Source organism: Micromonospora sp. NPDC049102 (assembly GCF_043197485.1).
Lineage (GTDB): Bacteria > Actinomycetota > Actinomycetes > Mycobacteriales > Micromonosporaceae > Micromonospora.
This window is the reverse complement of the sequence record NZ_JBICTE010000023.1, coordinates 90,974-104,063: the sequence shown is the minus strand read 5'-3', so window position 1 is coordinate 104,063 and position 13,090 is coordinate 90,974. Positions and strand designations below refer to the sequence as shown.

Here is a 13,090-nt window from a genome sequence, read left to right as displayed (position 1 = left end):
CGGAAGTGCCTCAGTATGCGCAGCCATGACCTCACGCCCGGACGGATGATCGGCGTCACCTTCGATCATGGCGAGGACTTCTTCACCGCCCTCGCTGACGCCTGCCGCGCCAACGGCATCCGGCACGGCTACATCCCCGTCTTCATCGCCGGGTTCAGCACGGTCGAGATCGTCGGCACCTGCCAGCGTCTGGACGACCCCCAGGCCCCGGTCTGTTAGGGGTGCTGCGTTCGCAGGCACGGGATGCCACGTACGGTCGTTCCCGGCGGGGCTTATCGCTCGCGAGTCTGGCACCTCCGACCTATTACCTCGTCTCGTCGGTGCGCCGGATGACAGCCTTGGCCACGGGCTTGAGTGGACGCCAGTCCACGCCGCTACCTCGCCAGTAGCGGTCGCAATCGGCTTCAATCTCGGACTTGAGTTCGTCAAGATGGGCATAGAACGCTTGCTCAGCCTGGCTGAGGCCTCTGCCCTTCATCTGCTCCCTCAAGTCATCGAGCCTCTTCTGGATTTGCCGCAGCGCGATGCCGACGGCCGCACTGAACCCGCGCTCGAAATGTGCGTCACCGTGGTCGTTCATCGTCTCTTGAACTGAGTCGCGGACGGCGTCCATGATGAATCGGCCTGCTTTCGGGATCCGCCCTGCGCGCGCCTCCGTACACACGAACCCGATCCGGGTCAGTACGCGTTGCGCCTCCATGGTTGTGAACGTTGTGCGGTCCCATCCAGTCACGTGCCCGAGGACCTGCTTGGGCGGGAACATCTGCCCGTTGACCTCGACCATGTGCTTCTGGATCAGTTCAGGATCCTCACCCATCATGCGGGCCTCCACCTCCTGCTTCGTGAGGTCGAAGTCCCGGCCACCTACCTTCATCCACACTCCTTCGTTCGCTTACAGTAACTTACTGTAAGTAGATAGTAAGTTCTACCCTTCACTTCATCAAGCAGGAGCGTCGGATCGGCTTCTGGTGGCCGCCCACCGTCCGCGTGAGGCAGTCGTGAAGCAGCGGGGGCCAAGCCCGCATAACTCGGCCGTGGGCGGACACCTGGTGGGGCCGTCGCCGTAGGCATCAGGGTGGGGCATCGTCTTCACAGGTCGGACGCCAGCAAGCCCATGAACCAAGCGTCCGCCGACGTGCTCGGCGGGCCTCGCCGTCGGCGTGGGTGAGGTCGAGGGCTGACAGCGCGTCGGTCACCGCCGTCCGGTGCCCGGTGTACGGGCCAGCGGGTCTTGGGCCCGGGGAAGCCCATCATGACCTTCGATGATGTGCGCGGTGTGTGCTCTCCAGCGGATGCCAACCCGGGCGAACCGGTGTCAACGCGGGTCACCCCGGCCGACCGCCGGTCGCAAACCGGGGTTCGTGTGCTCCGCGTGTGGTCCTGGGCTGGAACAACGGCGATCCAGGGAACGTGGGTGAACGTGCGCCACTCCCTGCCACCCCAGGTGAACCCCAGGTCGCTAGACTGTGCCCTCGCGCCCCCGTAGCTCAGGGGATAGAGCATCGGTTTCCTAAACCGTGTGTCGCAGGTTCGAATCCTGCCGGGGGCACCAGTTGTTGATGGCTCGCCCGATCTCGTCGCCGGCTGCGTCGATCGTTTGCGCGAGGACCTCGCAGTGGGCCGAGGCGGCGCTTGAACAGGCAGAACTCGTTGCCTTCGGGGTCGGCGAGGACATGCCAGGAGGCGTCCGCAGGCTGGCCGATGCCGATCGGCCTGGCCCCGGCGGCCAGGAGGCGTTCGAGCTCGGCGACCTGGTCGCGGTCGGTGGGATTGACGTCGATGTGCAGCCGGGCACGCCCGTTCTCCAGCAAGGGATCTGCCGGAACGGCCGCCCGTGGATCTCATAGGCTCCCAGCAGGGCGAACAGGCTCGCGGTCGTATCGGGAGGCGCTTCGACGATCACCAGTGGTAGGCCGCGTTCACGATCAGCGCGGCCAGCACCGTGACGAAGAAGACCGCCCATCCGACGAGCTTGCGTGACCCCGCGCGCAGGTGTGCGATCAGCGCCCCGACGAAGTACAACACCAGTCCCGCTGCCGCGAGTGTCCCCAGCAGCGGTACGGCGAATCCGGCCAGCAGTCCCACCGATCCGGCCGCCAGCAGCGTGCCCAGCACGGGCAGCCAGGAGTGTGGCACCCGCTTCATGTCGGCCTGGGCCTTCGGGTAGTCGTGGCCGATCAGGTAGGTGACTGCGGCGATGGCGGTGAACACCGAGGCGATGATGGTGACTGTCACGTATGTGGCGAACATGGACCCTCCCTGTGGTTGTCACCTCAGGGACGGGGCAGCGCCGCGAAACGTTACGCACGCGGAACACCCAGCCGAAAGGGCCAGTAAAAGGCGGTGCCCTCCGGGTCGTTCCGGAGGGCACCGTGCTGTGGCAGGGGTCAGAGGAACTTGTACATCTCGGCGGAGGCCGCCTCGGTGTCGGCGGCCGGCGGGGCGGTCACGGTGACCTTCTCGCCGAAGCCGCTCATCTTCATGTCGGTGACGAGGTCGCCGACGCTCTTCGTGGCCACCGTGTACGACAGCGCGGTGAGCCGGCCGTCGGCGTCGACGGTCGCCTCGAAGGGGATCGTCTTCGGGTCCTTCGCCAGCTTGGCGGTGGACTCGAGGCCCTCGCGCATGCCGCCGTCGCTGCTGGCGGCCGAGGCGGCCTTGTTCAGGTCGGCGGTGCCGCTGTAGCGGCCGGGGCTCACCTCCTGGGCGGTCACGATGCCGCCGATGATGCCGGTCTGTGCCTTGAGGTCGAACGACTGGCGCAGCGAGCTGGCCGGACGGAGCTTGTTGAGGTCGATCTTCATCCAGGGCTTGTCGCCGTCGAGCTCGTCCGACTTGATGTAGGCGGCGTCGCCGATGAGGCGGGCCTCGATCGGCTCCGGGGCGGTGCCGGTGACGTGGATCGCCTTGGCGGCGGGGTCCACCTTGCCGGTCAGGGTGATCGACTGGGTGCCGGCCTTGACCGAGGCGTCCATGGTGACCGTGCCGGCCAGGCTGCGGTCCATGGCCTGTCGGACGGCGGCGACCGGTTCGAGTTTGGGTGTGGTGGGGGCGGCGGAGGGGCCGGACCCTCCGCTGTCGCCGGACGTGGTGCCGCAGCCGGCCACGAGGGCGGCGGCGAGGGCAATCGAAAGGGCAGGGATCAGTCGGCGCATAGACGCGACCCTAACCAACGAGATCCACTCTCGGGGGGACAGCCATCGCCGGGGGTCAGTCTGTCGGCAGTTGTTCGGCGCGGCTGAGCACCCGGTCGACGAGCCCGTACTCCCTGGCCTGTTCGGCGGTGAACCAGCGGTCCCGGTCCCAGTCGCGCTGGATCTCGTCGAGCGTGCGTCCACTGTGCTGGGCGATCAGCTCCTGCATGGTGCGCTTGACGTGCAGCATGTTCTCGGCCTGGATGGTGATGTCCGCGGCGGTGCCGCCCATCCCGCCCGACGGTTGGTGCATCATGATCCGGGAGTGCGGCAGCGCGTACCGCTTGCCGGCAGCGCCGGCGCAGAGCAGGAACTGCCCCATCGACCCGGCGAACCCGAGCGCGAGCGTGGCCACGTCGTTGCGGACGTAGCGCATCGTGTCGTAGACCGCCATTCCGGCGCTCACCGAGCCGCCCGGCGAGTTGATGTAGAGGTAGATGTCCCGGTCGGCGTCCTCGGCCGCGAGCAGCAGGATCTGCGCGCAGATCTGGTTGGCCGACTCCTCGGTCACCTCGGTGCCGAGGAAGACGATCCGCTCGCGCAGCAACCGCTCGAACACCTGGTCGCCGAAGGTCGGCTGCCCGCCGTCCAGCATCCGTACGCCGTACCCGATCATCTGTCGCCACCCTCCGCCGTGCCGGCGGGCGGCGGGACCGCCCGGTGGACCGGCATCTCCAAGGGTGCGCGCGGCGGCGGTCGCGGCCCAGGGATTCTGCCGGCGGCAGATCCGCCCAGGGCAGAACCCCGGCCGGCCTACACCAGGGTCAGCTGCCGCCGGCCCGCTCGGGCCCGGCGGCAGGCCAGCATCTTCACGGTACGCGGACCGGGGCGCCCGGCCGGCGCGGAGGCGATCAGCCGGACCCGCAGCCCCGCTCCTCCGACGGTCGACCCGACGGGCGAGGCTGGACCGCCGAGGTGCAGGATCGGCCCGCCGAGGTGCAGGATCGGTCCGCCGAGTCGCAGCACCGGCCCGGCCGGCTGCTGAACGGGGGCCGGGGCGGCGGCCACGGGTGGTGTCGCCCCACCCGGCTGGAATCCGATCCGGAACGCCGCGCCGGTCTCGTTGCGCGGCGAGGGCACCCGCTCCAGCCGGGCCAGAGCGGCTCGGGGAGCGGCGGGGATCCGACGCTCGACCCGGCGCAGGTCGTCGCGCGCCGCTTCGAGCAGATCGGAGAGTTGGATGCCGAGCGCCCGGCAGATCGCCGCCAGGATCTCCGACGAGGCCTCCTTGCGCCCGCGCTCGACCTCGGACAGGTAGGGCACGGAGACCCCGGCGGCCTCGGCCACCTCGCGCAGCGTTCTGCCCTGGCTCTGGCGCAGCCGGCGCAGCACCCCGCCGATCACTCGTCGCAGCAACGACATGGGGGGCCTCACTCTCGCGGTCGTCCCGGTCCAACACCCCCATCATGCCCTCTGTCACCCGCGCCGGTCGTCCCGTCCAGGCGCGCCGGCCACCCCGACGTGCGATGTGCGACGTACCCGCTATGTTGTGGGCGTGCAGGCGACGGCGGCGGAGCAGGTTCGACGGTGATCCATTTTCCCGCGCAGCGCCGGGGCCCACTGAGCGCGCTGAGCCTCCGGCTCGCGGCCGCCCTGGGCCTGGTCTTCGCCGTGGTGGCGGCGGTCTACCTGGACCGGGACGGCTACCGCGACGTCAACGAGGACGGCCTCACCCTGCTCGACTGCTTCTACTACGCGGTCGTCTCGCTCTCCACCACCGGCTACGGGGACATCACCCCGGCCGCGCAGTCGGCCCGGCTGGTCAACGTCCTGTTCGTCACGCCGGCTCGGGTGCTCTTCCTGATCATCCTGGTCGGCACCACCCTGGAAGTCCTGACCGAGCAGTACCGGACCGGCCGTCGCCTGTCGCGGTGGAGGAGAGTCGTGAAGGACCACGTCATCATCTGCGGCTACGGCACCAAGGGTCGCAGCGCGGTCAACGCGCTGTTGGAGAACGGTCTGGACCGGTCGCGGATCGTGGTGGTGGAGCGCAGCAGCGTCGCACTGCGGCAGGCCACGTCGGCCGGGTTGGTGGCGATCGAGGGGTCGGCGACCCGGTCGTCGGTGCTCAACGAGGCGCACGTCAAGAACGCCAAGGCAGTGATCATCGCGACCGACAGCGACGACGCGTCGGTACTGGTGGCGCTGACCGTCCGGCAGCTCACCGCCGGGCAGGTCCGGATCATCGCGGCGGCGCGGGAGGCGGAGAACGCTCCGCTGCTCAAGCAGAGCGGCGCGCACCACGTGATCGTCTCCTCGGCGACGGCCGGCCGTCTGCTCGGTCTCTCGACCTCGGCGCCGCCGCTGATCGACGTGGTGGAGGATCTGCTCACGCCGGGGCAGGGCATGGCGTTGGCGATGCGCTCGGCGGAGCGGGACGAGGTGGGTCGCTCACCGCGCGAGCTGGACTCACTGGTGATCGCCCTGGTGCGGCGCGGCAAGGTGGTCACCCTGGCCGACAAGGCCGGTGCGGTGATCGAGACCGGCGACATGCTGGTGCATGTCCGGGACGACCGTCCGCAGTCCACGGCCACGGTCTGACGTACGTACGTCAGCAGGCGCTCGGATCAGGGGCGCTCAGTGCCTCGGTGCAGCTGATCGGTGTCGTGGTGGCGGCCCGCCGTAGCAACTCGTAGAGCGTCTCCCGCTCGGCCGGCTCCAACGCTCCCAACACCTCGTCCTCGGCACCTGCGAGAGCGCATTCTGCCTCTTTGAGGCGTTTTGTGCCGTCTTCGGTCAGTTCAACGACGTGGCGTCGCCGGTCCTGGGGTGACCGCCTGCGCTCGACGAGGTCCTTCGCTTCGAGGTCGTTGAGCAGCCCGACGATGTTGGTGCTGTCCATTTCCAGGGTGCTCGCGAGGGCCTGCTGGCTGATGCCGCCGCCCGCGCGCAGCACCGTGAGCGCGACCAGGTGACGCGGTCGCAGCCCCAGTGGCGCCAGCACCGACTCGGCCCGTAGCCGCATCCGCCGCGCCAGGTGGTCCAGCAGGGCACCTGAGCGGTGCTCCGAGGGATCCAGCGGCAGGGCGGACATGTGACCCAGTCTACCGACGCGTCGGAACATCTGCCTGCTATAAATAGTTGGTGCTACACAGACGATCATTGGAGGAGGAATCATGAACCTGCTGCATATCGATTCGAGTATCCGGGGCGACTGGTCGGTCAGCCGACAGCTCACCGCCCGGGCCGCCGCCACCTGGCGTGCGGCGCACCCCGACGGCACGGTGACCTACCGCGACCTGGGTGCCGAGCCGCTGCCGCACCTGGACTCCGACGGCGGGCTGGCGCGGATGACGCCGCCGGACCAGCACACCCCGGCCCAGCGCGAGTCCTGGCAGCTCAGCGAGCGCCTGGTCGACGAGGTGAAGCGGGCCGACGTGGTCCTGCTCGGTTTGCCGCTCTACAACTTCGGAGCCCCCAGCAGCGTCAAGTCCTGGGTCGACCACCTGATCGTCGTCGGCCTCAGCTACGACCCGACGACCCAGGAGGGCCTGCTCAGCGGTCGTGAGTTCGTGGTGGTGGCCACCCGGGGTGGCGGCTACGGCTCGGGCACCCCGCGGCACGGCTGGGACCACGCGGAGCAGTGGCTCCCGCACGGCCTCTCGATGACCGGCCTGCAGCCGCGCTTCATCAGCGCGGAGCTGACCCTGGCGCCCACGGTGCCGGCGATGGCCGAGCTGATCCCGCTGCACGAGGCCAGCCTCGCGGCCGCGCAGAAGGAGATCGACAACCTGTGGACGCCGGCCTCGGCCCAGCGCTGAGACGACACCGGTACGACGAAAGCGGCCGCCCCGGGTGGGGACGGCCGCTTTCGTTCAGATCGGTCAGGTCAGACGATCGTCCAGGTGTCGCCGCTGCCCAGCAGGCCGGCGAGCTGCTGCTCCGGAGTCTCGGTGACAGTGGCCTTGGCCGTCGCCAACTGCTCCTGCACCACGCTGTCGTAGGACGGCCGGTCCACCGAACGGAACACCCCGATCGGGGTGTTGCGCAGGTCCAGGCCGGGCAGCCGGGACAGCGCGAACGCGTACGCCGGGTCGGCCACCGTCGCGTCGTGCACGACGATCTCCTCGGGGCGTACGGAGCTGGTCTCCCGAACCTCCAGGCCGAACGCGCCCGGCGGGTGCACCACGCAGAACCGCCCGTCCGCGCCACCGGGCTGGCCGTTCGGCTCGCGAGCAGCGCCGAAGGTGATCGGCTGGCCGTGCTCCAGGCGAATCAGGTAGTCGTCCCGGGTCGACGGGTCCTTGAGCTGGTCGAACGCCCCGTCGTTGAAGATGTTGCAGTTCTGGTAGATCTCCACGAACGCGGAGCCCTCGTGCTCGGCGGCGGCCCGCAGCACCGACTGGAGGTGCTTGCGGTCGGAGTCGATGGTCCGGCCGACGAAGCTGGCCTCCGCGCCGAGGGCGAGCGAGAGCGGGTTGAACGGGGCGTCCGCCGAGCCGGCGGGCGTCGACTTGGTGACCTTGCCGACCTCGGACGTGGGCGAGTACTGCCCCTTCGTCAACCCGTAGATCCGGTTGTTGAACAGCAGGATCTTGAGGTTGACGTTGCGCCGCAGCGCGTGGATCAGGTGGTTGCCGCCGATGGAGAGCGCGTCGCCGTCGCCGGTGACCACCCAGACCGACAGGTCCGGCCGGGACACCGAGAGGCCGGTCGCGATCGCCGGGGCCCGACCGTGGATCGAGTGCATGCCGTACGTGTTCATGTAGTACGGGAACCGCGACGAGCAGCCGATCCCGGAGACGAACACGGTCCGCTCGCGGGGGATGTTCAGCTCCGGCATGAACTGCTGGATGGCCGCCAGGATGGCGTAGTCACCGCAGCCGGGGCACCAGCGCACCTCCTGGTCGGACTTGAAGTCCTTGGCGGTGAGCTTGAGGGCGACGGGCTCAGACATTCTTCAGGACCTCTTCCAGCGTCGTCTCCAGCTCGGCGGCCGTGAACGGCAGGCCGCGGACCTGGTTGTAGCTGATCGCGTCGACCAGGTAGCGGGCCCGGATGACGTGGGCGAGCTGGCCCAGGTTCATCTCCGGGATGACCACCCTGTCGTAGGAGCGCAGAACCTCGCCGAGGTTCGCCGGCATCGGGGCCAGGTGCCGCAGGTGCGCCTGGGCGATGGACAGGCCGCGCTGGCGTACCCCGCGGCAGGCCGCGCCGATCGGCCCGTACGTCGAGCCCCAGCCCAGCACCAGCACCCGGGCGTCGCCGTCCGGGTCCTCCACCTCGATGTCCGGAACGGGGATCGTCTCTATGCGGGCGGCCCGGGTGCGGACCATGAAGTCGTGGTTCGCCGGGTCGTACGAGATGTCGCCGGTCTTGTCGGCCTTCTCCAGGCCGCCGATCCGGTGCTCCAGCCCGGCGGTGCCGGGGATGGCCCACGGACGGGCCAGGGTCTCCGGATCACGCAGATAGGGCAGGAAGGTGGTGCCGTCGTCGCCGTTGGGCTCGGTGGCGAAGTCGACCCGCAGGTCGGGAAGCGACTCCACGTCGGGCAGCAGCCACGGCTCGGAACCGTTGGCGACGTAGTTGTCGGACAGCAGGATCACCGGCGTGCGGTAGGTAAGCGCGATCCGGGCCGCCTCCAGCGCCGCGAAGAAGCAGTCCGACGGTGACCGGGGCGCGATCACCGCGACGGGCGCCTCGCCGTGCCGGCCGTACAGCGCCATGTTCAGGTCGGCCTGCTCGGTCTTGGTCGGCATGCCGGTCGACGGGCCGGCCCGCTGCACGTCCACGATCACCAGGGGCAGCTCCAGCGCCACCGCGAGGGAGATCGTCTCGCTCTTGAGCGCCACACCCGGGCCGCTGGTGGTGGTCACGCCGAGCGACCCGCCGTAGGAGGCGCCCAGCGCCGCGCCCACCGCGGCGATCTCGTCCTCGGCCTGCATGGTCAGCACGCCGAACCGCTTGTGCTTGCTCAGCTCGTGCAGGATGTCCGAAGCCGGCGTGATCGGGTACGCGCCGAGGAAGACCGGCAGCCCGGAGCGGACCCCGGCGGCGACCAGCCCCAGCGACAGCGCCGCGTTGCCGGTGATGTTGCGGTAGGTGCCCGGCTGCATCTTGGCCGGCTTGACCTCGTAGCGGACCGAGAAGTCCTCGGTCGTCTCGCCGAAGTTCCAACCCGCCTTGAACGCGGCGACGTTCGCGGCGACCAGCTCCGGTCGCTTCGCGAACTTGCGCTCCAGGAAGCGCAGGGTCGACTCGTACGGCCGGGAGTACATCCACGAGAGCAGGCCGAGGGCGAACATGTTCTTGGACCGCTCGGCGTCCTTCTTGGACACCTGGTGCTCGGCCAACGCGCCGACCGTCATCGAGGTCAGCGCCACCGGGTGCACCACGTAGCCGGCCAGCGAGTCGTCGTCCAGCGGGCTGCTCTGGTAGCCGACCTTCGCCAGGTTGCGCCTGGTGAACTCGTCGGTGTTGACGATGATGTCCGCGCCGCGCGGCAGATCGGCCAGGTTGGCCTTGAGGGCCGCCGGGTTCATCGCCACGAGCACGTTGGGCGCGTCGCCCGGGGTCAGGATGTCGTAGTCGGCGAAGTGCACCTGGAAGCTCGACACACCCGGCAGCGTCCCGGCGGGGGCCCGGATCTCGGCGGGAAAGTTCGGCAGCGTGGAGATGTCGTTGCCGAGCTGCGCCGTCTCGGAGGTGAACCGGTCGCCGGTCAACTGCATGCCGTCGCCGGAGTCACCGGCGAACCGGATGACCACCCGGTCGAGTTGACGGATCTGCTTGGTCACTGTGCCACCTTCGTTCGCGACTGCGGGCTCGCAAGCGCTGTCGTCCCTCACCAAGAGCCTACGTCGAATGGACCCCCGCCCCTCCCCGGAGGTCCGCCGACTGAGACCCGATCAACGCAAGAATTGCGGCGGTATGCGGTGTTTGGTCCCGGCCGCCGTAATCCAGATCACCGTAGGTGAGCCGGCGACGACCCGGCCGGCGGCGGTCAGGATCATCGATCGGTCAGTCGGTAGGCGGGGTCGTGGGCGGGGTCGTGGACCTGGCCGTCGGCCCGGCGAGCCGGCGACGCAACGAGGTGGTCGCCAGCGTGAGAGCCAGCACCACCAGCAGCGCGGAGACCACGACCAGGATGACCGCGGTGCGCTGGACAGAGGTCATGCCGTCGTCGGTGGTGGCACCCGCCGGGAGTACGCCCTGGGAGCCGGTCGGCGCGGGCGGCGAGACGACCGGCGTGGCCAGCGCCGCCGCCGCGGTGATGCGGAAACTCATCTGCATCCGCCGCGTCGCGCCGTTGCGCGGGTCGAGCTGACCGACCACCGCCCCGGACAGGGGTGCCTCCCGCTGGGCCTGTGGTGTCGCCTCCACCGGCAGCCGCAGCTCCCGGGTCTCACCCGCCGACAGCAGACCCGCGTCGCACCGGGTGCGGGACGTGTCGAGGGCGACGCAACCCGGCGGCGGGGTCGCCATGCTCACTCCCGCCGGCAGGACCACCTCCACCAGGCCGGCGGCGTCCACCGTGCCGGTGTTGCCCAGCCGCACCGCGAGGGCGCTCTGCGCGCCACTGATGTCGAACGCGACCTCGTCGGCCGCCAGCGAGATGCCGGGCACCGGCGGGCCGGGCGGGAACAGCACCGCGAAGCCCTGGTCGTCGGCCACCTCGCCGGGCATCCCCGGCACGTCCGCGACGACCCGCACCGAGCCGCTGAGCGGCATCCGCTTCCAGGCGTCACCGGTGACGCGCAGCTGGATCAGGCTGCTGAACCGGGTGCCCGCCTCGGTCGTCCAGGCCCCGCAGCCGTACGCGCCGCCGCCCTCGGCGACGCACCCGTTCGTGCCGGCGTCCATCAGCCCGGCCGGCAGGGTGTACGACAGCCGGACCCGCTGCGCCGAGGTGCCGGTGTTCGCCACGGTGACCCGCAGCGTGGTGGTCGTGCTGGACGCGTTCCAGTACGACCCCGGGAGGGTGACGTCCTCGGTGGTCACCTGCACGCCGAGCGGGCTCGGCGGTGGCGCCTGCGTGCCGCCCTGCGCGGGCGGGGGGATCGGCGGTGCCGGCGGCGCGAGCGTCGGGGGCCGGCTGGAATTGCCGGGGGCGGGGGCGGCGCTGGTGGCCGGTGGCGGCGGCACGGTCGTCGGCGGGGGCGCCGGCGGTGTCGTCTCCGGTGGCGGCGCGGTGGTCGGCGGGGCCGGGTCGGTGGGAGCCGGATCGCCCGGGTCGTCCACGGTCGGGGTGGGCTCCGGCGGCGCGGAGCTCTCCGGGTCCGGGTCGAGGTCGGGTGCCGACTCCGTCACGGCGGCGACCGGATCGGTACGCGGCGCCGCGGCGCCGGCGAGCGCCGGTGCGACGGCGAGAGCCGTGAGCAGACCGAGCACGAGCGACGTCGCCAGCAGGTGCGTGGAACGCCGCCCCGTGGCCCAGCGATCGGGCGAGACCTTCACGCGGGCCATCTGTCCTCCGGTGACATGGGTAGGCGTCCAATTTTGTTAATAGTTGCCCAGGCGCACTAGTCCCACCCGGAAACAAATTTGTAACGTGTTGGGGGCGGTCCCTGTGGGGCTGGCGGTAGGCTCCGGACGTGACCGGTTACCTGGGCTCGTACGCGACGCTCGGGCTCTTGCTGCTCGTCAGTGTCCTGTTCTTTGTGACGGCGTTCTCGGCCAACCGGGTGTTACGTCCGGCCCGTCCGGCCGACCCGTTCGGCAAGCGGACCAGCTACGAGTGCGGGCTCGATCCGGTCGGCGCGGACTGGGCGCAGATGCAGATCCGCTACTACGTCTACGCCTACCTGTACGTGCTGTTCGCGGTCGAGGCGGTGTTCCTCTTCCCCTGGGCGGTGGTCTTCGACCGGCCGGGCTTCGGCCTGGTCACGGTGGTGGAGATGGCGGTGTTCGTCGCGGTGCTCGCCCTCGGCATCCTCTACGCCTGGCGCAGGAACATCCTCCGCTGGACCTGACCTCCCACCCATTTCCCGGGTGGGGTCAGGCCAAGCCTCGTCTGGTGGCCACGGGTGGGCGGTCGCCGCGGATCGAGGCGACCATGTCCAGCACCCGACGGGTCGGCCCGACCTGATGGGCCCGGAACACCCGGGCACCCAGCCAGGCGGAGACCGCCGTGGAGGCGAGCGTGCCCTCCAGCCGTTCGGCCACCGGCAGGTCGAGCGTCTCGCCGATGAAGTCCTTGTTGGAGAGCGCCACCAGCACCGGCCACCCGGTCGCGGTCAGCTCGTCCAGCCGGCGGGTGATCTCCAACGAGTGCCGGGTGTTCTTGCCGAAGTCGTGCGCCGGGTCGATGAGGATTCCGTCGGGGCGTACCCCCGCCGCCACCGCGCGCTCGGCGAGCCCGGTCACCGTCGTGACCACGTCGGCGACCACGTCGTCGAACGCGGCGCGGTGCGGTCGGGTCCGGGGGACGAGCCCGCCGGCGTGTGAGCAGACCAGCCCGGCGCCCGTGCTCGCCGCGACCTGGGCGAGCGTCGGGTCGGCGCCCGACCAGGTGTCGTTGAGCAGGTCGGCGCCGGCCGCCACGGCCTCCGTCGCCACCTCGGCGCGCCAGGTGTCGATCGAGATCACGACCTGCGGGAAGGCTGCCCGTACGGCGGCGATGGTGTCCACCGTGCGGCGGATCTCCTCGGCCACGTCCACCTCGGTGCCCGGCCCGGCCTTGACCCCACCGATGTCGATGATCTCGGCGCCCTCGGCGACCGCCCGCTCGACGGCCCGCAGCGCGCTGTCAGCGGCGAAGGTGGCGCCCCGATCGAAGAACGAGTCCGGTGTGCGGTTGACGATGGCCATCACCACCAACTCACCCGGCGCGAACGTCCGCGAACCAAGCCGAAGTGCCCCGGCCATGACGCCTCCCGCCTCTTGCGCGCCGTTACCGCTGCTCCGGCCGCCACCGACGCTAGCCGGTCCGTCCCGGGCGCGCGCGGGGCGGGCGT

General features: G+C 70.3%; 13 protein-coding genes, 1 tRNA gene and 2 pseudogenes. 5 read left to right on the top strand and 11 right to left on the bottom strand.

All coding sequences use genetic code 11. From position 1 onward, the window contains the following. Window positions 1-15 precede the first annotated feature (15 nt). A pseudogene (locus tag ACGFH9_RS21490) lies at window positions 16-213 on the top strand (DUF296 domain-containing protein); the annotation flags it as partial. Window positions 214-304: 91 nt separating this feature from the next. Here the strand turns inward: ACGFH9_RS21490 and ACGFH9_RS21485 are convergent. Then, window positions 305-874: a hypothetical protein gene (locus ACGFH9_RS21485; RefSeq protein WP_393221983.1), complete on the bottom strand. Its 570-nt coding sequence runs from the start codon at window positions 872-874 to the stop codon at window positions 305-307. A gap of 602 nt (window positions 875-1,476) precedes the next feature. Between ACGFH9_RS21485 and ACGFH9_RS21480 the strand changes: the two genes are divergently transcribed. Beyond that, a tRNA-Arg gene (locus ACGFH9_RS21480) sits at window positions 1,477-1,552 on the top strand. Window positions 1,553-1,694: 142 nt separating this feature from the next. On the opposite strand, the pseudogene ACGFH9_RS21475 reads toward ACGFH9_RS21480, so the two are convergent. The 5 genes and pseudogenes from ACGFH9_RS21475 to ACGFH9_RS21455 all read right to left on the bottom strand — a co-directional run. Then, window positions 1,695-1,811 (bottom strand): annotated as a pseudogene (locus ACGFH9_RS21475) (VOC family protein); the annotation flags it as partial. An 88-nt stretch (window positions 1,812-1,899) separates the two neighbouring features. After that, a complete protein-coding gene (locus tag ACGFH9_RS21470) occupies window positions 1,900-2,250 on the bottom strand; it encodes a DoxX family protein (protein WP_393221981.1) in 351 nt (116 codons plus the stop codon). A 137-nt stretch (window positions 2,251-2,387) separates the two neighbouring features. After that, entirely contained in the window at window positions 2,388-3,155 is a 768-nt protein-coding gene (locus ACGFH9_RS21465; protein ID WP_393221978.1) for a hypothetical protein, read from the bottom strand. A 55-nt stretch (window positions 3,156-3,210) separates the two neighbouring features. After that, complete coding sequence (locus ACGFH9_RS21460; RefSeq protein WP_393221975.1) at window positions 3,211-3,810, bottom strand: ClpP family protease; 600 nt, start codon at window positions 3,808-3,810, stop codon at window positions 3,211-3,213. A gap of 137 nt (window positions 3,811-3,947) precedes the next feature. Further along, window positions 3,948-4,556 (bottom strand): helix-turn-helix domain-containing protein, encoded by a 609-nt coding sequence (locus ACGFH9_RS21455; protein ID WP_393221972.1) that lies wholly within the window; start codon window positions 4,554-4,556, stop codon window positions 3,948-3,950. A gap of 165 nt (window positions 4,557-4,721) precedes the next feature. On the opposite strand from ACGFH9_RS21455, the gene ACGFH9_RS21450 reads away from it, so the two are divergent. Continuing rightward, window positions 4,722-5,735, top strand: a complete 1,014-nt coding sequence (locus ACGFH9_RS21450; protein ID WP_355244369.1) for a potassium channel family protein — start codon at window positions 4,722-4,724, stop codon at window positions 5,733-5,735. Between the two features lie 10 nt (window positions 5,736-5,745). Here ACGFH9_RS21450 and ACGFH9_RS21445 read toward each other — a convergent pair whose 3' ends face one another. Then, on the bottom strand, window positions 5,746-6,228 hold the full coding sequence (locus tag ACGFH9_RS21445) for a MarR family winged helix-turn-helix transcriptional regulator (RefSeq protein WP_393221969.1): 483 nt from the start codon (window positions 6,226-6,228) through the stop codon (window positions 5,746-5,748). A gap of 82 nt (window positions 6,229-6,310) precedes the next feature. Between ACGFH9_RS21445 and ACGFH9_RS21440 the strand changes: the two genes are divergently transcribed. Next, the gene (locus ACGFH9_RS21440) at window positions 6,311-6,955 is read left to right on the top strand and encodes an FMN-dependent NADH-azoreductase (RefSeq protein WP_393221966.1); all 645 of its coding nucleotides are present in this window, start codon (window positions 6,311-6,313) and stop codon (window positions 6,953-6,955) included. 68 nt (window positions 6,956-7,023) lie between these two features. Here the strand turns inward: ACGFH9_RS21440 and ACGFH9_RS21435 are convergent, their stop codons facing one another. The 3 genes from ACGFH9_RS21435 to ACGFH9_RS21425 form a co-directional block, all read right to left on the bottom strand. Continuing rightward, entirely contained in the window at window positions 7,024-8,091 is a 1,068-nt protein-coding gene (locus tag ACGFH9_RS21435; protein ID WP_393221963.1) for a 2-oxoacid:ferredoxin oxidoreductase subunit beta, read from the bottom strand. Beyond that, window positions 8,084-9,931, bottom strand: a complete 1,848-nt coding sequence (locus ACGFH9_RS21430; protein ID WP_393221961.1) for a 2-oxoacid:acceptor oxidoreductase subunit alpha — start codon at window positions 9,929-9,931, stop codon at window positions 8,084-8,086. Before ACGFH9_RS21430 ends, ACGFH9_RS21435 begins: the two co-directional genes overlap by 8 nt. A gap of 223 nt (window positions 9,932-10,154) precedes the next feature. After that, window positions 10,155-11,600 carry a hypothetical protein gene (locus ACGFH9_RS21425; RefSeq protein ID WP_393221958.1) on the bottom strand — a complete coding sequence of 482 codons (1,446 nt, stop codon included), beginning with the start codon at window positions 11,598-11,600 and terminating at the stop codon, window positions 10,155-10,157. Between the two features lie 128 nt (window positions 11,601-11,728). Here ACGFH9_RS21425 and ndhC point away from each other — a divergent pair, with 128 nt between their 5' ends. Next, the gene (gene ndhC, locus ACGFH9_RS21420) at window positions 11,729-12,106 is read left to right on the top strand and encodes an NADH-quinone oxidoreductase subunit A (protein ID WP_007455225.1); all 378 of its coding nucleotides are present in this window, start codon (window positions 11,729-11,731) and stop codon (window positions 12,104-12,106) included. 25 nt (window positions 12,107-12,131) lie between these two features. Here ndhC and folP read toward each other — a convergent pair whose 3' ends face one another. Continuing rightward, window positions 12,132-13,001: a dihydropteroate synthase gene (gene folP, locus ACGFH9_RS21415; protein WP_393221955.1), complete on the bottom strand. Its 870-nt coding sequence runs from the start codon at window positions 12,999-13,001 to the stop codon at window positions 12,132-12,134. Between the last annotated feature and the right edge of the window lie 89 nt (window positions 13,002-13,090).

Bases quoted from the DNA above. Each gene is read 5' to 3' on its own strand.
- ACGFH9_RS21485 (WP_393221983.1), bottom strand. From the start codon at position 874: ATGAAGGTAGGTGGCCGGGACTTCGACCTCACGAAGCAGGAGGTGGAG.
- ACGFH9_RS21470 (WP_393221981.1), bottom strand. From the start codon at position 2,250: ATGTTCGCCACATACGTGACAGTCACCATCATCGCCTCGGTGTTCACC.
- ACGFH9_RS21465 (WP_393221978.1), bottom strand. From the start codon at position 3,155: ATGCGCCGACTGATCCCTGCCCTTTCGATTGCCCTCGCCGCCGCCCTC.
- ACGFH9_RS21460 (WP_393221975.1), bottom strand. From the start codon at position 3,810: ATGATCGGGTACGGCGTACGGATGCTGGACGGCGGGCAGCCGACCTTC.
- ACGFH9_RS21455 (WP_393221972.1), bottom strand. From the start codon at position 4,556: ATGTCGTTGCTGCGACGAGTGATCGGCGGGGTGCTGCGCCGGCTGCGC.
- ACGFH9_RS21445 (WP_393221969.1), bottom strand. From the start codon at position 6,228: ATGTCCGCCCTGCCGCTGGATCCCTCGGAGCACCGCTCAGGTGCCCTG.
- ACGFH9_RS21440 (WP_393221966.1), top strand. From the start codon at position 6,311: ATGAACCTGCTGCATATCGATTCGAGTATCCGGGGCGACTGGTCGGTC.
- ACGFH9_RS21435 (WP_393221963.1), bottom strand. From the start codon at position 8,091: ATGTCTGAGCCCGTCGCCCTCAAGCTCACCGCCAAGGACTTCAAGTCC.
- ACGFH9_RS21425 (WP_393221958.1), bottom strand. From the start codon at position 11,600: ATGGCCCGCGTGAAGGTCTCGCCCGATCGCTGGGCCACGGGGCGGCGT.
- folP (WP_393221955.1), bottom strand. From the start codon at position 13,001: ATGGCCGGGGCACTTCGGCTTGGTTCGCGGACGTTCGCGCCGGGTGAG.